Annotated in this window: 17 protein-coding genes; 8 read left to right on the top strand and 9 right to left on the bottom strand. The window is 39.8% G+C overall.

Going from position 1 to position 19,291, the window contains the following annotated elements; genetic code table 11:
* The first annotated feature begins 270 nt into the window (after positions 1–270).
* The gene (locus H8S90_RS07035; RefSeq protein WP_187341856.1) at positions 271–1,056 is read left to right on the top strand and encodes an O-methyltransferase; all 786 of its coding nucleotides are present in this window, start codon (positions 271–273) and stop codon (positions 1,054–1,056) included.
* A gap of 11 nt (positions 1,057–1,067) precedes the next feature.
* On the opposite strand, the gene H8S90_RS07030 is transcribed toward H8S90_RS07035, so the two are convergent.
* The 3 genes from H8S90_RS07030 to fumC form a co-directional block, all read right to left on the bottom strand.
* On the bottom strand, positions 1,068–2,150 hold the full coding sequence (locus tag H8S90_RS07030) for an outer membrane protein assembly factor (RefSeq protein WP_255501851.1): 1,083 nt from the start codon (positions 2,148–2,150) through the stop codon (positions 1,068–1,070).
* 144 nt (positions 2,151–2,294) lie between these two features.
* Positions 2,295–2,822 carry a fumarate hydratase gene (locus tag H8S90_RS07025; RefSeq protein ID WP_187341854.1) on the bottom strand — a complete coding sequence of 176 codons (528 nt, stop codon included), beginning with the start codon at positions 2,820–2,822 and terminating at the stop codon, positions 2,295–2,297.
* A 14-nt stretch (positions 2,823–2,836) separates the two neighbouring features.
* A complete protein-coding gene (gene fumC, locus H8S90_RS07020) occupies positions 2,837–4,234 on the bottom strand; it encodes a class II fumarate hydratase (RefSeq protein WP_187341853.1) in 1,398 nt (465 codons plus the stop codon).
* Between the two features lie 172 nt (positions 4,235–4,406).
* Here fumC and H8S90_RS07015 point away from each other — a divergent pair, with 172 nt between their 5' ends.
* The 3 genes from H8S90_RS07015 (at position 4,407) to H8S90_RS07005 (ending at position 6,695) form a co-directional block, all read left to right on the top strand.
* Positions 4,407–5,591 carry a serine hydrolase gene (locus H8S90_RS07015; RefSeq protein WP_255501850.1) on the top strand — a complete coding sequence of 395 codons (1,185 nt, stop codon included), beginning with the start codon at positions 4,407–4,409 and terminating at the stop codon, positions 5,589–5,591.
* Between the two features lie 79 nt (positions 5,592–5,670).
* Complete coding sequence (locus H8S90_RS07010; RefSeq protein ID WP_187341852.1) at positions 5,671–5,976, top strand: YbaB/EbfC family nucleoid-associated protein; 306 nt, start codon at positions 5,671–5,673, stop codon at positions 5,974–5,976.
* A 35-nt stretch (positions 5,977–6,011) separates the two neighbouring features.
* On the top strand, positions 6,012–6,695 hold the full coding sequence (locus H8S90_RS07005; RefSeq protein WP_187341851.1) for a metal-dependent hydrolase: 684 nt from the start codon (positions 6,012–6,014) through the stop codon (positions 6,693–6,695).
* Positions 6,696–6,782: 87 nt separating this feature from the next.
* On the opposite strand, the gene H8S90_RS07000 is transcribed toward H8S90_RS07005, so the two are convergent.
* Positions 6,783–7,931, bottom strand: coding sequence for a toxin-antitoxin system YwqK family antitoxin (locus H8S90_RS07000; protein WP_187341850.1), 1,149 nt, complete (start codon positions 7,929–7,931; stop codon positions 6,783–6,785).
* Between the two features lie 4 nt (positions 7,932–7,935).
* Complete coding sequence (polA, locus tag H8S90_RS06995) at positions 7,936–10,722, bottom strand: DNA polymerase I (RefSeq protein WP_187341849.1); 2,787 nt, start codon at positions 10,720–10,722, stop codon at positions 7,936–7,938.
* A 456-nt stretch (positions 10,723–11,178) separates the two neighbouring features.
* Between polA and H8S90_RS06990 the strand changes: the two genes are divergently transcribed.
* Positions 11,179–11,583 (top strand): hypothetical protein, encoded by a 405-nt coding sequence (locus H8S90_RS06990; protein ID WP_187341848.1) that lies wholly within the window; start codon positions 11,179–11,181, stop codon positions 11,581–11,583.
* 21 nt (positions 11,584–11,604) lie between these two features.
* Here the strand turns inward: H8S90_RS06990 and nadD are convergent, their stop codons facing one another.
* From nadD to H8S90_RS06975, 3 genes are read right to left on the bottom strand one after another with little or no spacing between them, the layout of a single operon-like run.
* Positions 11,605–12,183, bottom strand: coding sequence for a nicotinate (nicotinamide) nucleotide adenylyltransferase (gene nadD, locus H8S90_RS06985; protein WP_187341847.1), 579 nt, complete (start codon positions 12,181–12,183; stop codon positions 11,605–11,607).
* A 33-nt stretch (positions 12,184–12,216) separates the two neighbouring features.
* Entirely contained in the window at positions 12,217–12,783 is a 567-nt protein-coding gene (gene gmk / locus H8S90_RS06980) for a guanylate kinase (RefSeq protein WP_187341846.1), read from the bottom strand.
* Between the two features lie 19 nt (positions 12,784–12,802).
* Positions 12,803–13,678 (bottom strand): YicC/YloC family endoribonuclease, encoded by an 876-nt coding sequence (locus H8S90_RS06975; RefSeq protein WP_255501849.1) that lies wholly within the window; start codon positions 13,676–13,678, stop codon positions 12,803–12,805.
* 124 nt (positions 13,679–13,802) lie between these two features.
* On the opposite strand from H8S90_RS06975, the gene H8S90_RS06970 reads away from it, so the two are divergent.
* From H8S90_RS06970 to H8S90_RS06960, 3 genes are all read left to right on the top strand, one after another.
* On the top strand, positions 13,803–14,573 hold the full coding sequence (locus H8S90_RS06970; RefSeq protein WP_187341845.1) for a hypothetical protein: 771 nt from the start codon (positions 13,803–13,805) through the stop codon (positions 14,571–14,573).
* A gap of 301 nt (positions 14,574–14,874) precedes the next feature.
* On the top strand, positions 14,875–15,564 hold the full coding sequence (locus tag H8S90_RS06965; protein ID WP_187341844.1) for an OmpA family protein: 690 nt from the start codon (positions 14,875–14,877) through the stop codon (positions 15,562–15,564).
* Positions 15,565–15,749: 185 nt separating this feature from the next.
* Entirely contained in the window at positions 15,750–17,075 is a 1,326-nt protein-coding gene (locus tag H8S90_RS06960; RefSeq protein ID WP_187341843.1) for an FAD-dependent oxidoreductase, read from the top strand.
* 283 nt (positions 17,076–17,358) lie between these two features.
* Here H8S90_RS06960 and nagB read toward each other — a convergent pair whose 3' ends face one another.
* A complete protein-coding gene (gene nagB / locus H8S90_RS06955; protein ID WP_187341842.1) occupies positions 17,359–19,281 on the bottom strand; it encodes a glucosamine-6-phosphate deaminase in 1,923 nt (640 codons plus the stop codon).
* Positions 19,282–19,291: the final 10 nt, after the last annotated feature.

The raw sequence follows: 19,291 nt of genomic DNA, 5'->3' as shown, positions 1-19,291 counted from the left end.
ACAATTCTGGCTACTACGAAACATTAAAAAATTTTGTTACTCGACGTTGGTGGGACATTCACTATTGATTTCGTTATTCGATATTTTTCTAACACTTTTGTTTTAGTTTTTCTTGTTTGTTACCTGCTGTTTTCTGTCACCGTATTATTACAATAAATAGCAACTTTCAGGTAACACGCTGGGTATCCTTGCTTAACAAAATGTAATAACAGACAACTCAAATTGTGCAGTAAGGTTTACAGATTAGGTAAAAAAACTATCTTTGTTCGCATGGCAAATTACCGTTTCTTTATAGATTACCTGACGCATTATGTCTCTGCTAAAAATAGGCACGGAGTACATTCTCCTTTTGTTTATCAGTTGATAGATGAGGTCATCTACAACTTCAGCAAAAAACCTTACGAAAAAGCTATTGAAGACAAAAGGTTAGCGTTAAAAAGAAATACTGAGCGCATAACCATTACTGATATGGGAGCAGGTTCCATGTTGAACAATGGAAAACAAAAACAGATCAAAACCATTGCTAATAATGCACTAAAACCTAAACGGGTCTCAAAACTCCTTGCTCGCCTTGCTGAACGGTTCTCACCACGTACTATTATTGAACTGGGCACTTGCTTAGGGATTACAACATCCTATCTTTCCAAAGCTTCTCCAGACTCGTTTATTACTACCGTTGAAGGTTGCCCTGAAACCGCTAAGGTGGCTAAACAAACCCTGCAAGACCTGGGTAGCAAAAACGTTGAACTCGTTATCGGAAATTTTGACTACGTTCTTCCCGGTATTGTACAGCGTGTAGATAAAATAGACTTTTTGTTTGTAGATGGCAATCATCGCAAAGAGGCAACACTAAATTATTTTAATTACTGTTTACCCAAAACGCACTCCCAAACGGTGCTTATATTTGACGATATTTATTGGAGTAAAGGAATGAAAGAGGCTTGGCAAACCATTAAAAGCCACCCTAAGGTAACACTCACAATCGACTTATTTTATATAGGCCTAGTCTTTTTCAGAGAAGGTAGGGAAACAGAGCATTTTAAAGTGAGATTTTAGCTTTGTAGCTCTTAAAAAGCCTCTCCCAAGGATAGGTAAAAAGCCGCCTGTCTTGGTTCGCCTGGTCTTTTTTCTCCGACACCATAATCTATACGGATGCTCGAATTGTGTTCCAAATCAAAAAAGTAACGTAGGCCTCCTCCATAAGAGGGTTTTAACGCAGAAAAATCGAATTGCTTATTGTACACGGCTCCTGTACCCAAGAAGGCTGCAAAACCTATACGAGGATGTATGCGATAGCGAAGTTCGGCCTGAGAGGTAATTAAATTCGTATTACGGTATCTTCCCGGGTAGTACCCGCGCATCACTTCGTCACTTCCCAATTGTGGATAAAGATAAAAGGGCACATTACCGAAAAACTCATCGTATGTGGCATTTAACCCCAACGTAAGTTTTTGAGTAATTGGATAAAAGGCGCGCAAATTCAAACTTAACTCGCTTCCATTAAAATTCTCTTCTCCCCAGAAATTTGGTGCATAATTGTATACAAGTCTAGCAAAATAGCCCTTAGTTGTATAAATATTTGAGTTTCTACTATCATAGACCTGTGATATGCCAAAAGCCAAATATTTTCCTCCAGCTTTTCCATATAGAGGAGTCCAATCATAAATTCCTCCAACCGCCTCATCAGTATAAGCATAATTTTCATACATGAGCGCCACTCCGGCATAATAATGCTGCACAATCTTTTTTTCTCCTTCAACTTTTAGCCGGAAAAGTCTTTGTGTTAAAGAGTCCTTATCTGCCTGCCAGGTATCGCCACCTATGCCATAGAAATTAAAGGGAAAATCACGATAACGTATTTCCGTATAGTAATGATAATTATTTCCGGTCGTCCAGATATCGGAAGTTAATTTTAAGCTGGATTGGCTTTTTGTTGTCAATGATCCTTGCAATACTATACTAGAAGTACGAATCAAGGTGTCTTCCTTATTAAGGTAAAAATTGTAAATACCTGATAAACCATATTCTAGTCCCGTTTCTGGGGCATACCCTAGCAACGGCAATACCAGAAATCCCGCTGAACGGGTACTATCCTTTTCAGAAGAAATAAAGCGTTGCACCAACTTGCTTTGCATGAGTGAGCTATTCATGAATTTATCATATAACCCACCATTTTTTCCCTGCGCATTTAAATTACTGCAAAAAACACATAACAGTATTGATATCAACCCAACGCGGGGTAAGCTCAAGCCCATAAATTAGCAATTAATAAATTGTTAGACATACAACGTGAATTAAATAGGCTTTGGCACACAAGTAATATCAGCAACCTTGTTCATATAGATAGGCGTTTGATGATATTGACTTTGTAAAAATAAGGAATCTTTCGTATGCCTTGTGAGTTTAAACATCGGCAAAAACTCGCCTATACGATAACACCCGGATAACTTCTGCCGCCAAGTGTCATGTGTAAAAACAGATTCAATCAACAAACTGTCATTTCGTATGATGTAAACCCCTCTGGCATATTCCGTCCAGTGTCCATTATTATAACAAGAGTCCACAGTTGTTTTAACTTTACTGTAAGTATCCAGCTTTATAAATACCGAGTCACAGCTAAACTTAAGTGTATATAGCGAGTAGGTCAAATAATCGTCTTGGTGAGGAATCGTATCCTGTACCCAAACACCTTGCAAAAAGGGCTCACCCTCTCCTTGAATATTGGGATTAAACCTACATCCTAAGACAAGCAATGCGCACACACTAATCAACACCAACCAGTGTGCACGATTGTTGATAAAGCCATCAAACCTGACGTTCATGCTTAAACCTAGAGCTACTTCAAACCACCAATCATATCCTCCGGACGCACCCACTTATCGAACTCTTCATTGGTAAGAAGTTCTAGCTCCAAGGCTGCTTCGCGCAGTGATTTATTTTCCTTGTGCGCCTTTTTTGCTATTTTAGCGGCATTCTCATAGCCTATATGTGGATTTAATGCCGTAACTAACATCAATGAATTTTCCAAGTGCTTTTTTATCCCAGCGTAATTTGGTTCGATACCAACAGCACAATGATCATTGAAAGAAACACAGGCATCTCCCAACAGACGGGCGGATTGCAAAAAGTTGGCTGCCATTAAAGGCTTGAACACGTTTAACTCATAATGTCCGTTAGCACCACCGATACTAATGGCAACATCGTTACCCATTACCTGTGCAGCAACCATGGTTAAGGCCTCACATTGTGTTGGGTTCACTTTTCCTGGCATAATAGAAGATCCTGGTTCATTTTCAGGTATTAATATTTCTCCGATACCGGAGCGAGGTCCAGAAGCCAACATCCGTATATCATTGGCTATTTTCATCAATGCAACAGCCAATTGCTTTAAAGCGCCATGACTTTCGACAATGGCATCGTGAGCAGCCAAAGCTTCAAACTTATTTTCTGCGGTACGAAAAGGCAAGCCTGTAAACTCCGCAATATATTTCGCTACATTTACATCGTATCCTTTAGGCGTGTTAATCCCTGTTCCAACAGCTGTACCTCCCAAAGCCAATTCCGACAAATGATCTAAGGTATTATTCAAGGCCTTTAACCCATGGTTTAACTGCGAAACATAGCCTGAAAATTCCTGACCTAACGTTAATGGTGTTGCATCCATTAAATGAGTACGGCCAATTTTTACCACGTTGTTGAAAACTTCTGACTTTTCCTTTAAGGTATTCCGCAGCTTTTCTACACCCGGAATGGTTGTTTCAAGCAATATCTTATATGCTGCAATGTGCATAGCTGTAGGGAAGGTGTCGTTTGACGATTGCGATTTGTTTACATCGTCATTTGGGTGTATAAACGTTTTACCTTCTCCCAGCTTATTCCCTTGAATAACATGTGCACGGTTAGCTACAACCTCATTGATATTCATATTAGACTGCGTCCCAGAGCCGGTTTGCCAGATTACCAAAGGGAACTCATCTACATGTTGCCCTGTTAGGATCTCGTCACAAACCTGTGCAATTAAATCGCGTTTTTCAGCCGGTAAAACTCCTGCATCAGCATTGGTGTAAGCCGCTGCTTTTTTCAAATATGCAAAAGCTTCAATGATTTCTTTCGGCATCGATCCTTCAGCGCCAATTTTAAAATTTTCATGCGATCGCTCTGTTTGCGCGCCCCAGTACTTCTCGGCAGGTACATTTACCTCGCCCATGGTGTCGCGTTCTATTCTATAGGTCATTCTTATCGTTTTTGATTTAATAGTACAAAGTTAAAAAAGATAAAGACTTGGGCTAATCTTCCTCCTTTTATTCCCAATAATTTTACCAAAAAACTAGTTTTTAACACAATATTTTATCAAATTCGCCATTCCATATTTAATACAGATTATTAACAACAAACAGATTATTCCATTGAAGCTATTATTAAACTTTTTGCTCGTACTTACCATCGGTTTAGGGGGCTGTGGTTCATCAGAAAAGAAAAAGGCAAAAAAAGCACGTGAACAAGCAATTACAGACAGTTTACGTTTAATCTATGATGCAAGCACTGGCGACAAACAAATTGATGCTTTTATGCAAAAACTGCATAAAAAATCTGCTTTCAATGGAAATGTTCTCGTTGCAAAAAAAGGCAAAATCATCTACGAAAACACCTTTGGCTGGGCTGATTACCTTCGCAAAGATAGTCTGAATATTAATTCACAATTTGAGCTTGCTTCAGTATCCAAACCACTAACTGCCACCGGTATTCTAATGCTCGTTCAAGAGAAAAAACTGAACCTTGATCAGCAGGTAAAGGATTTTTTCCCTGATTTCCCATACGATGATATAACGATCCGTCTTTTGTTGACCCATCGCTCCGGTCTCATCAATTACGTCTACTTCACAGATGATTTATGGAAAGATAAATCAAAGGGCATGAGCAACATGGAGGTCATGGACATCCTTACCACTCATAAACCAGCCCCTTACGCAAAGCCCGATGCTCGCTTTCATTATAACAATTCGAACTACATGATCCTGGCAGCAATTATCGAGAAGGTTACGGGTAAATCTTTTACTGTATTTATGCAAGAAAAGATATTTAAGCCCGCAGGTATGAAAAATACTGCTGTTTACTCCAAGGCTGACTACGAAAAAATACCAACAGGTGTGGTCGGTCATGATAAAATTTGGCGTCGATCTGTTGTTCAGAACTTTCATGACGGTCCTGTTGGAGATAAAGGTATATATAGTACCGTTAAAGACCTATTTTTATTCGACCAAGCCTTACGAGAAGGCCGCTTACTTGATGAAACACTGCAAGATTCGGCTTACGCCCCCCATAATCAAAAATCAATGAAGGGGGTTTTTAATTATGGATATGGCTGGCGTACATTTGAACGGGAAAAAGAACATGTGGTTTATCATACCGGCTGGTGGCATGGCTTCAAGAGTCTTTACATACGAGATCTGAAAAATGACATTACCATCATATTGCTAACCAATATGGCCAATAATAGCCTCATACATCTAGACGATCTATACAAAATCCTAAAAATGCCTGTCATACGACAAGGAGCGTATAATGGTAGTGGAGATTATGTAGGCAACTAGGTTTTATTAGGAACAAAAGCCGATACTCGTTGTTTATATAAAAAACAAGCATTTTTTAAAACAAAATAAATAATTCATTATGTTTGATAAGCTATTTGAAGCCCAGCAAAAGGCAGAAGAAATAAAGAAAAGACTAAACAACATTAGTGTTATAGGAGAAGCGGAAGGCGGCGCGATCAAAGTAACGGCTACAGCCAATAAAGAAATTCAATCTATTACCATAGACCCTTCATTTCATTCCGAAGCTGCTATTGAAGAACTCGAAGAGCTCCTTACAGTTGCGGTAAATAAAGCTTTGCAACAGGCGGACAATGTCAGTCAAACCGAAATGCAAGCTGCTACTAAAGATATGTTGGGAGGCCTTGGAGGTATGTTCGGCGGATAAAAGAATTATTTTCTAACCTGTAATATTTTATATTTATGAAAGCGACTTTTTATGGACATGCTACCGTTGCTTTAGCACTTGAAGGAGCTTCTGTTTTGTTCGATCCCTTCATCACCCCTAACGAGCAGGCCAAAGCTATCGATATTGATACTTTAAAACCAGACTATATACTATTAACTCATGCACACGATGATCATGTAGCAGATGTAGTAGCCATACAGAAAAGTTCCGATTGTACGGTCGTTGCTGTAGTGGAAACCGCTGCGTGGGCAAATAAACAAGGTATAAAAGGTGATAAAATTATTGCTTTTAACTTTGGTGGTACCATTAATACCAAGTTCGGTACCGCAAAAATGGTTTATGCATTGCACACAAATAGCACACCTGATTTACAATACGGAGGTGTTCCCGTTGGCTACTTGATAAAAAGTGGAGACAAAAAGATCTATTTTGCAGGTGATACGGCATTGACTTTAGAAATGAAACTCTTAGCAGACGAAAAGCTTGATTGGGCCTTTCTGCCAATAGGTGATCATTTTACGATGGGTGTAGACGACGCCATCAAAGCTGCCGGGTTCATCAATTGCAAGAATATTGTTGGCATTCATTACAATACCTTTCCACCGATCGTAATTGATGAGGAAGAGGCAAAACAAAAATTTGCAGATGCCGGTATAAATTTACATCTGCTACCGATTGGCGCTTCGTTAACTTTGTAAAGGGAATTGTCGATATATAAATATTTCTTTTTCCGTTTTGCATTTATCATGCAAAACGGAAAAAGAAATATTTAAAGAAAACAGGTATTATGTCCCATTTTCACGGGTGATTTTTAAGTTGTAGAATTTCATTTGTTTACTCTCCGTATCAACCATTACATCACTCGTAATAAGGAAATTGTCGTCAATATACTCGCCGTCTGCATAAGAGGGAATCCAGTATTCTACAGATTTAATAGCTTTCAGGAGCAAAGCATCTATATCTTCCTCCGGGAAGCCTTTTATAACTTCAAGATCTTTAAGCGAGCCTGATTTATCTATTTCGGCCTGCACTTCTATAAGCCCCGTTTCCACAGATGAGGCATCGTAGTGTGCAAATGAGGCATCTAGTCTATTGATAAGGAACAAGCTGAAATCCTGATTCTCATCAATTGAGCATTTCTTACTCATCATATTTTCTGCCTGCACAAAAAAAATCGACGGGCCTACCTGCAGTTTAGAGTTCTTAAAATAAGGCTCCCCCTTTATTTCATCATAACCCGCAGTAAATTTCCCCTCTTTAAATTTTTCATAACCCGCATAATAGCTCTCGTTTTTCTCATATACCAAAAAGAAATCCCAATGCCCATCAGGCTTACCTCTTTTTATATTCCCTTGATAACGTATATACTCATAGCCATATTCATTATACCCCTCTGCTTTAACCGCAAAAGCATATTTACCATTACCGTCGGTCACACGCTGCCTCCTGCGTGTATCCCAAAAATTTTGTACATAAACTTGGCCATCTTTGTACAGGACTTCCATCATAGGCAATCCGTCAGGATAATTATAAGTAGAAATGCCCTCCGGTTCACCGTCTTTAAATGTTGTTACCCAGTTAATTTGGCCATTGGCAAAATACGATGTAAATACTCCGTTCTTTTTTCCGTTAGCATAATTACCGGTCAGCACCACCTCCCCCTCGTTGTTATAATCGATAAATTTTCCGTCAAAACTCTTTAACTCAAGGTTATATTTACCTACTCGCTCAATCGTCTTAAACTGACAGAATTTGTCGACCAAAAAATAATGTTCATCAAAGTAAAACTGTGTTAAACCGCTATCAACCTGTTCAAAATAAACAGGCTTTTCTTCTTGCTCTTCCAGTTTTTCCTGGGCTTCCGTTTCTACTACCAAACAGGTTATAAGGAAGGTCCAAATTACCCGCATCCAGATGTTTCTCCAATCACTCATTTTGTTAATGTGCTTCAAGCCAATTTCTTCCTTCGCCTATTTCCACCACAATTGGCACCTCTGTTTTAATGGCGCTCTTCATCCGCTCCTGTATAATGGTTTTAAAAGTTTCAACCTCCTCTTTAGGCACGTCAAAAACCAATTCATCATGCACCTGCATCGTCATCTTACCCCTCAAACCTGCAGCAATAATATCTTGATGAATATCAATCATGGCTATTTTAATTAAATCCGCCGCAGATCCCTGGATTGGTGCATTGATCGCATTCCTTTCAGCAAAACCACGGACAGTAGCATTTGCCGAATTGATATCCCTTAAATAACGTCGACGTTTCAAAAGTGTTTCAACATAACCATGTTCTTTCGCAAACGCAATGGTATTATTCATATAATCTTTAATACCAGGATATTGTATGAAATATTGCGCAATCATGTCGGCGGCTTCTCTGCGGGGTATACCTAAGCTTTGCGACAAGCCAAAAGCAGATTGTCCGTATATAATGCCAAAATTTACTGCTTTTGCATTTCGTCGCTGCATTGGAGTAACAGCCGTCAAATCAACACCATAAACCTTTGCAGCTGTTGCTGTATGGATATCCAGTCCTTTTGCAAATGCATCCAACATATTGCGGTCTTTACTAATCTCAGCTATTAGTCTTAACTCTATCTGAGAATAATCGGCCGATAACAAAACATGGCTATCATCACGGGCGATGAAAGCTTTCCGCACTTCTCTTCCCCTTTCTGTTTTTATTGGGATATTCTGTAAATTAGGATTATTAGAGCTTAGTCGTCCGGTAGCTGCCACGGCTTGATTATAGGAAGTATGAACTCTTCCTGTTTTTGGATTAATCAACAAGGGAAGTGTATCTACATAGGTCGATCTTAGCTTTTGCAACTGCCGATAGCTTAAGATCTCTTGTACGATGTCGCTTTTATTTGCTAATGCAATTAAAACATCTTCACCGGTTTGATACTGCCCTGTTTTCGTTTTTTTAGCCTTGGGATCAAGTTTCAGCCGATCAAAAAGAACTTCTCCTAACTGTTTTGGAGATGCTATATTAAAAGGCACGCCGGCCTTCTCATAAATACGCTCTTCAAGTATGGTGACTTCCTGCTGTATCGCTAACGAAAACCCCTTTAACACCTCTACATCGATCTTTACACCTTCCCGCTCCATATCTGCAAGTACATAAACTAACGGAAATTCCACTTCTTCAGCTAACTTGTTTGCCTCCACCTCTTGAAGCATGGGTTGAAAAACATCTTTCAACTGCAGAGTAATATCTGCGTCTTCTGCAGCATAATCGCTTACCACGGCGGGGGATATATCGCGCATATTAAGCTGTTTTTTACCTTTAGGCCCAATTAAACTAGTAATAGAAACCGGTGTATACCCTAAATAATTCTCCGCTAATACATCCATGCCGTGTCTCGTCTCAGGGTCGATCAGGTAGTGTGCTAACATCGTATCAAACAATGCGCCCTTTACCCGGATATCATACCAACTTAGTACCAATATATCATACTTAAGATTTTGACCAATCTTCAGTATCTTGTCGTCTTCAAATATTGAACGGAACTTTTCCACCAGTTCTTGACAGGATGGCCGATCTTCCGGAGCTGGCACATACCACGCCTTTCCTTTTTCCACCGAGAAACTCAGTCCAACGAGTTCACAATTATTTGCATCGGTACCTGTAGTTTCTGTATCAAAGCAAATAGCTTTCTGTTGTTGAAGGGCTTCAATCAGTTCTGTCTGTTGCAGAGACGTCTCTACAAAAATATAAGTATGTTCGGTGTTTCCCAGATGTTTACCGGCAATTGCAACCTCTTTAATCGCCTGCGTTTCTACTCCATCACTTGAAGAGTCGAACAAATCCATTTGTCCACCATTTCCTCCTTTGCTATCTAACACATTAAAGTCATCTCCAAAAACTCTTTTGCCAAGTGTTCTGAATTCAAGCTCGGCAAACAAGGATTCCAATAACTCCCTATCGGGTTCTTTAAGAGTTAGCGCCTCTGCATCAAAATCTATTGGCACATTTAAGATAATAGTGGCTAATTTTTTCGAAATCAGCCCTTGCTCCGCATAGGTTTCTACATTCTCCCGTTGCTTGCCTTTCAACTGGTTACTATTAGCAATAATCTCCTCAATGGAACCGAATTCCTGAATGAGTTTTTTAGCAGTCTTCTCTCCAATGCCTGGTATACCTGGTATGTTATCCACTGCATCCCCCCAAAGTCCTAAAATGTCGACTACCTGTTCCACGCGGGTAACCTCCCATTTCTCCAAAACTTCTTTTACTCCGAGAATTTCATGCCCATTACCCATACGGGCAGGCTTGTAGATCTTGATACGATCACTCACCAACTGTGCATAATCTTTATCCGGCGTCATGCAAAAAACGTCAAAGCCATTACTTTCTGCTTCTTTGGCGAGCGTTCCTATAATATCATCAGCCTCATAGCCATCCTTTGTAATAACCGGTATATTAAATCCTTCAATTAAACGGAAGATATAAGGAATAGCAGTAGCCAGATCTTCAGGCATTGCCTCCCTATGAGCTTTATATGCCTCAAATGCCGTATGACGTTCTGTGGGTGCCTCTGTATCAAACACCACTGCAATATGCGTAGGATTTTCCTTTTTTAGCACTTCCAAAAGAGTGTTGGTAAACCCCATGACAGCAGAGGTGTTTAAGCCAGTAGACGTAAACCTCGGATTTTTACTTAAAGCAAAATGTGCCCGGTATATCAGGGCCATACCATCTAATAAAAAAAGTTTCATTTAAATATAATCTGCTCTTAATTGCCGAAGGGCAACATTCATTTCGATTTGTCTTTTAAAAGCCAAGAATTACCCTTCAAAATAAATAACTTTATTTTATAAACGCTTCGAACATCTTCTGCTATCACGAAGTCGTCATTTTCAAACTATCTCCAGCAAGATGGATGCATGAATAAGTGCTGTCATTCAGCAACTCCTTACACACTATCTTGCATTGGTCGTTTACAAAGTTAATAGAATAGCCCAATATTAACACATGTTTAAAAAGTGCCTATTACCTGTCTACCTTTTCACCGATTGTACGACAAAATCACACTTGTCGTTTATCCTCCCTAAATAGGCAGTAGCTCCTGCGGTGCTTTGTATGTTCTAAACAGATTAGTAGCGCACCTAGCTCCCGAGAGGTTAATAGCTTCAGGATCGCCAATGACAAAATAGGAATAAAAACCATTTCATTTGAATCCTGTTATTAAACATATACTGAATAACAATATTTATCAAATTATTATTATGAGCACTTCTGCATCGATGACACCATTATCAAAAGTGATGGAACGTTTAGCTGAAAAAGGCTACGAAGACGAGTTAAACATAAAAAAAGAGGGTGCAACCATTGGCGCTTCAACCACGCCCATTTACCAAGCGAGCGATTTAACAATCGTGCGTTCTTACCGGTTTGAAGGCGAAAGCGACCCTGCGGATATGTCAATTCTCTATGCCATAGAAACGGCAGATGGAAAAAAAGGATTTCTTTTAAATGCCTACGGCACCTATTCTGATCAAGATGCGGAATATTATGATTCTTTTATTCTGGATGTACCCATTGACGAGAAGGCTGAACTCGAAGAGCTTGGAAACTGATAGGCTACTATCAAGATAACATTACGAAAGGTATAATCCTTTTTTATCTATAAAATCTAATACTTTGTTAGGTAGAAAATAACGTACATTCTTGCGCGCTTTTATTGCCTGTCTAATAAATGTAGAGGAAATCTCCATTAATGGCGTCCGCGTTAAGGTTACCGAAGGGTGATCCGCCCATTCAAGGGCATCATATAGCGGTCTAGGATAAACATAAATCGAAAAATCCCGGAGAATAATTTCATAGTTTTTCCACTTCTTTAACGTTAATAAGTTGTCCGACCCCATAATTAACACAAACTCCTTACTGGGATATTTATCCTGTAGATGGATCAGTGTATCAATCGTATATGAAGGTTGAGGCAACCTGAACTCAATATCGTTAGGCCGGATGTTCTCAGCTTCCTCTAATGCTAAGTTTACCATCTCTAATCTATCGTACATATTCAATAGACTGTCTTTCTTTTTCAGCGGATTATGCGGAGAAACAATTAACCAAACTTCTGACAGGTCGGTATGATTGGCCATATAATTAGCGATAATAAGATGGCCTGTATGTATAGGGTTGAAAGACCCGAAGAAAAGTCCGATTTTCTGCATGAAAAATGTAAAAAAATAAGATTTAAAACCTCACTAATTAATAAAATCCAGCAAAAGCCTTGAAGCTTGTTCGCAAGCTTCCTCTAAATCGTCGTTATTTAAGATGATATCGAAATGCTCAGCAAAGCCCAGCTCTTTATCTGCCTTGTTTATACGCTCCTGTAATTTCTCCTCACTATCAGTCCCACGCCCGCGCAAACGCTCTATTAAAGCACCCATACTGGGCGGTTGCACAAAAATGGCCAGTGCATTCTCTCCGAATTTACGCTTCAGGTGTAGACCACCAATTACATCGATATCAAATATAACGGATTTTCCGCTTGCCCATATACGCTCTATCTCCGAACGGAGCGTACCATAAAAGGTCCCCGAATACACCTCTTCAAACTCCACAAACTCTTTTTTTGCGATACGATGTAAAAACTCCTCTTTACTTATAAAATAATAATCTTTACCATCTATTTCTTCTCCACGGGGTTGTCTGGTACTTGCTGAAATAGAAAAAGCTATTTTATCTCCGTATCTTTCCAATAATCTTTTTACAATAGTTGTTTTTCCTGCTCCTGAAGGGGCAGAGAATATAATAAGTTTTCCTTCCATTGAATTAAAACGTGGCGATTTACAAAATATTTAATAGCTGCTCTTTAATCTTTTCCAGCTCCTCCTTCATCTGCACAACCGTTTGCTGAATCTGGGCATGATTGGCTTTAGAGCCTAAGGTATTGATTTCCCTACCCATTTCCTGAGAGATGAACCCTAATTTCTTTCCATTAGCATCCTCTGCGTCCAATATCTTCAAAAAATACTCACAGTGACTTCGCAATCTTACTTTTTCTTCTGTTATATCCAGCTTATCAATGTAATAGATCAGCTCCTGCTCGAAGCGATTTTTATCTATATTCTCTGCTCCTACAGTTTCCTCTAAATAACGATTGATACGTTCTCTAATCATTGGCACCCGAGCAGTCTCCTGGCTTTCAACAACCTTAAGCAAAGATAAGATCGTCTCCGCCCGTTTAAATAAATCGTCTTTGAGCACGAGCCCTTCGTCATTACGAAAATCCTGAAATTTGTGTACAGCCAGGTAAAATGCTTCCAATAAATCCTGCCATTCTTCATCATCCGCAGCATCCTCGGCATAATCAATTACATCAGGTAACGTGAGCGCTAATTCAAATACATTTTTCACTTCGTCGCCCAGCTCCTCAGCAATGTTTTTCAGTTGAGAATAATAATTTTTAAACAGTCCGGTGTCTATTTTCGCAGCACGGGAAGCCGGATTTGTATAATCCACGTTAATAGTGATATTCACCTTACCTCTTTCCAAGTGTTTGGTACACTCGTTACGTAAGCGCAATTCTTTTTCAGAAAACGTCTTAGGTAATTTTAAATTAAGTTCCAAGTATTTTGAGTTCAGCGACTTAATTTCTACGGTGTATTTTGCTTTGGCACTTTCTTTGGTTCCTAATCCAAAGCCCGTCATGGATTTTATCATATGCAAAGGTAGCGAAAAATGGTTAATTCCTTCACCAGCAGGAAAAAACTGTTAACGAGCGGCAATTTTAACATTTTTTTGCATCCCAAATGCGTATGATTTGTTATGTTTACGATGAATAAAAATGAAAAAAGAGCATCTAAATATCATTTCTTTTCTCTGCTTCATCTTATTGATAGCATCATCACTAGGTTGTATTGCGCAGGAAGGTCTCCAAGGTATTGTGGTAGAAAAGGGGACACCTAAACGTGTCGCTGAAGCAACCATCACCAATAGACGGACCCTTGAAAAGGCCCTTTCCAATAATGAAGGTGGTTTCGTTATACCTGCAAAGCCAGGCGACACACTCATTGTAACAAAATATGCCTATTCATCGGAATATTATACCATCGTTGATCCCAAAAACATCGTTGTTAATTTAAATCCAATTATTGAGCTTGAAACGGTTACCGTTACGGGAAAAACACGAAAAGATGAACTGAAAGACATTATGGACGATTATCGGAAACAGGGAGTTTATAATAACGGTAAAACGAAACCCCTCCAATATGTATTTAGCCCCTTAAGTGCGCTATATAATACCTTTAGTAGATCTGCTAAGAATGCACGGCGATTCAGTACCTATGCGGAAAACGAAATACAAGAAACAGAGATAGACAAAAAGTTTAACAAATACAATGTATCAGAAATTACTGGTTTGGAAGGAGAAGACCTAACAAACTTTATGGCGTTATATAGACCTACTTATAACCAGTCAAGGTACTGGAACGAATACGATATACGCGATTATCTTAAAATCTCTCTTAAAAAATTTGAGGAAGACGGTAGGCCTAAAGCTGATACCTTGCCGAAACTTAATATTCCTCCTCAACGATTAAACGAAAAAGAATATTAAGTATTAAGTAGCCAGAATAATTGCTCTTCGGTTAATAGTCGAAAATAGTTATCAAGTCAATCTCTTGAAGTTATACTGTTCATAAAGTTTATCTATTTATAGGATATATGTTAGTCTCCCATTTGTACAGCTCTTGTGACCAAGTACCGATAGCCGATGTTATAGGCCAAAAGCATACAAATAAAATTTTCTTTTTACGTGGCATTGTTTTATCGAATAATAGTTGGCTAATTTGCGATTTGAGGAGGAAACTTTTTGGCATTTAGTTTGTATACTTTTTAATATATCAAAAAACAATACAATGAACATATCAAAAAACATAGCAATTTTTGGCATTGCCCTAGCAACCTCCGGCATGTTATTCACGGGATGTAATACAGTAAAATCATTGAATAACACACAAAAAGGTGCGGGTATAGGAGCTGCCGGAGGAGCAGGTATAGGAGCATTAATAGGTAGTAAAGCGGGCAATACTGCTGTAGGTGCTATTATAGGTGGTGCCTTAGGCGGAGTTGCCGGGGGATTTATTGGTAAAAAAATGGACAGACAGGCTGCAGAGATTGAACGCACGGTAGATGGTGCGGAGGTAGTGAAAGCCGGAGAGGGCATTATCGTTAAATTTGATTCAGGTATTTTGTTTGGTTTTGATCAAACAGATTTACGTGCAGAAGCCCAAACGAACATTAAAAATTTGGTAAAATCTCTGAACGACAATCCCGACACCGATATATTGGTTATCGGCCATACGGATAATAAAGGGACTGAACAATACAATCAAGGGCTATCCGAGCGCAGAGCCAATGCCGTTAAAAACTATGCAGTATCGCAAGGTTTAGCTTCTGGGCGTGTAAAAACAGAGGGCAAAAGTTTTAGTGAACCTATTGGCGATAACGATACGGAAGCAGGTCGTGCGCAAAACCGTCGGGTAGAAATTGTTATTGTTGCAAATGAAAAAATGAAAGAAGAAGCTCAACAGCAAAGCTCGTTGTAGTTTTACTTTCTATTGAGGATTTTTAAACCACATACAGGCTGGGCATACCTTAAAACGTATCCCGGCCTTTTATTTGAACCGCCAACTAGAACTCCTCCGGCAGGATAATTGTTAAAAAATCCTAATTCATATGCCTAACTGTCAAAAATGCTTAATTTCACCTGTTAAACACAAAAACCTGATCTATGGACCGGCTTTATGTCTTAATTTTCCTTTCGTTTATCTCTTTGCCATTATTTGGGCAGAAACGTGCAAAACAACAAAAGCCACAGGTACTCGTTTATGGACATTGTGTAGATGCTTTTTCGGCAGCTATGCAAGCGGCGCAATCCGGCGTGGAGACGCTGTGGGTTGTCGATTCCTCGGCCATTGGAGGGGACGTCATTATGGGAGGGAACAAAAAAGTCTCTGCCAATAAGCAGCTCGATGTAGGCACATGGGCACTATTCTTAACAAAATTGGCAAACGCCGAGGAGCTAGCCGATTCGACCGCCATTGCGGCCAAAAACAATATCCCTCCACGCATCGCACAAAACACTCTAGAAGCGATGTCGGATACCATCAATCGTTTGCAGTTGAAGAAAAATAGTAAAATCGCAAAAGTACAACGATCAGGAAAAGGGTGGCAAGTACAATTGGATAATGGGGAAAAAATAAAAGTTTTAGCATTGATAGACGCTTCCGTAAACTCCGATTTATACCAATATGTTCATTCGCAAGAACGACAAAACCAACAAATAAAAACCACCATTCCATTCGATCAGCAGAGGCAGGTGGATTACAGCCAAACGATCTATCGAACGGGTGTTGTTGTAGGTAACCTAGCAAATGACGTTTTTACTATTCCGATGGCAAGCATATTCCCCGACAGTATCCCAAATTATTTCGCAACCAGATCTTTGGAGGGTATATATGAATTACTTGATGATCCTGTTAAAGCCATTCCCTTATTAATGTTACAGGCACAAGCCTGTGGCGCAGCCGCGGCATATTGCGCTTTTTTCAAAACCACTACCGATAAAATTAATGTCCGGACCTTGCAGGGCGAGTTACTGGCGTTTAAAAGCTTTATCATTCCCTTTCAAGACATACCACTTCAAGACCCGCACTGTACAGCAATACAACGCGTAGGAGCTACTGGCATTCTACAGGGCGTATACACTACTTCCAATGGGGTAAACAGCTTCATGTTCCAACCAGACAGCCTTGTTTCTTCTAAAGAAATAGAACCTATTATCGAACAGCTTTATACACGCAGTCAAATCTGGTTTAAAGGCAAAGACATACCTGTTCTTAAGCTTAAAGATCTATTAAACCTTATAAAATACGTTGCTAACCGCGGCGATGAGTTAGATGCTGAGATAGAAAAAGGATGGTCCAAACGTTTTAAATTCGACCAATCGTACGATTTAGGAAAGGAATTAACCAGAAGAGAATTAGCGGTTTTAATAGACACCTATTTACAACCATTTAACGTGCGGGTAACCAATACAGGAGTATTTCAATATTGAAAGATATGTTATTTTTTAATCAATTGCTTATTGAAGGTATTCAAGCTTTCCTTTAACCGGAAGGTTCCCGCAAAAAAGTAACCAAACTTGGCGAAGCGTTCTCATGAACCGCATGAACCGGGCATTTAATGAGTAATACCATAAAACCAGGTGCTAATCCAAAAAGCCCCGTGACGCGTATATAAGTTTAATATAAAAAGGGTCTGCAAAAATTTAAGTTTTTTGCAGACCCTTTGGCTATTGACAGCGAAATTTATCGCCTCTCTACTTATCCAATTAGGGGTTAATCCAATTTCCACCTGATAAACGCCTCGATTGCTTCGTAATCCGCTAGTCCCAGAGCATCGTATTTTCTAGCCGTTTCACTCGTTCTATCTTCTGCACGAACCCAAAATTCGCGAGCGTCATCTCCAGGGAATACCGGTAAGTCTTTCTGAGACTGATGCTTAAATATTGCATGTCTTTTTCGAATTACCTCTTGAGGAGATAGCGGAACGGCCATTTCAATTTCATGAATTTCAAACTCATGCCAAGCACCTCTATATAACCATAACCAGCAATCCTTCGTCCATTCATCTGTTTGTCGCAGCCTCACAAGCGCTTCTAAAATAATGTCAAAGCACACTTTATGTGTTCCATGAGGATCGGCAAAATCACCGGCCGCAAATACCTGATGCGGTTTCACCTTCCGTAACAACTCCATGGTTTGCTGAACATCATCTTCATAGGAAACTTCTTTGGAAAATTTACCTCTGTCATAAAAAGGAAGATTCTGAAAATGTATATGCTCGTCTGGAAGCCCGGCAAAACGCGCACCCGCAATCGCCTCCCCTTTGCGAATGAGTCCCTTTACAGTCCTGATTTCTTCAGTATCTATCTGATTAGGCTTTTTAGCAGCAATAAACTTTCTGGTATCAGCATACAGGGCATCCAATTTGCTGGTTTCTACATCCAAAGATTTTATAAAATCCGTAGCAAACTCAAGATACCTCAGCACATCATCATCCCATACGGCAGTATTCCCCGAAGTTTGATAAGCAACATGTACGTTATGCCCCTGATCTGCCAGCCGAATAAATGTCCCACCCATGGAAATTACGTCATCATCTGGATGTGGAGAAAATATAATAACATTTTTCTTCGCTGGCACTGCTCGCTCCGGGCGTTGACTATCATCTGCATTCGGTTTACCGCCAGGCCATCCGGTAATGGTATGTTGTAGCTGATTAAAAATATCTATGTTGATATTATATACAGGCCCTTTTTCTGTTGCTAATTGAGCCATGCCATGGTTATTATAATCTTCTTCGGTTAATTTCAATATCGGTTTGTCAACCGCCTCTGCTAACCAGATCACAGCCTTTTTTATTGTTTGCGAATCCCAAACACAATCCGTCACCAACCAGGGCGTATTAAATCGTGTAAGTTCGCTCGCAGCCCCCTCATCCAAAATAAATTCTACGTGGTCTGAAAGCTGTAAATAAGTTGCAGGTACATCGGACGAAATTTCGCCTTCAACCGCTTTTTTAACAATTTCTGCTTTTACAGGATTCCAAGCCATCAATATAATCTCCCTCGCTTTGAAAATGGTTCCAATACCCATGGTGATCGCCTTAGTAGGCACATTTTCCTTTCCTCCAAAGTCGCGAGACGCGTCACGGCGCGTGAGATCATCTAAGGTCACCAATCGTGTTCCTGAGTTAGGCGCAGATCCCGGTTCATTAAAACCGATATGTCCGGTACGGCCAATACCTAAGAGCTGAAAATCCAGCCCTCCCAACGCCGTAATTTTACGCTCATACTCTACACAATAAGCCGGGATATCTGCCAAATCCAGCGTCCCATCCGGGATGTGTACATTTGCTTTGTCGATGTCAATATGATCAAACAAGTGCTTATTCATAAAGGTGACATAACTCTGCACAGCGTCCGGCTGCATAGGATAATACTCATCCAAATTGAATGTGATGACATCTTTAAAGCTCAATCCTTCTTCACGATGAAGACGTACAAGCTCAGCATACACTTGAACAGGAGTTGCTCCTGTAGCAAGACCTATTACAGCCTGCTCACCTTTTGCTTGCTTTTCTTTAATTAATGTTGCGATACGGGCAGCAACTGATAATGATGCCTCTCTAGAATTTTTGTAGACGCTCACGGGAAGTTTCTCGAAACGCGTTTCTTCCAATAGATTTAATCTAGCCATTTTTAGGATA

The sequence above is a fragment of the Olivibacter sp. SDN3 genome (genome assembly GCF_014334135.1).
Classification (GTDB): domain Bacteria; phylum Bacteroidota; class Bacteroidia; order Sphingobacteriales; family Sphingobacteriaceae; genus Olivibacter.
Note: the sequence above shows the minus strand (reverse complement) of the source record. Positions and strands in the feature narration are given on the sequence as shown.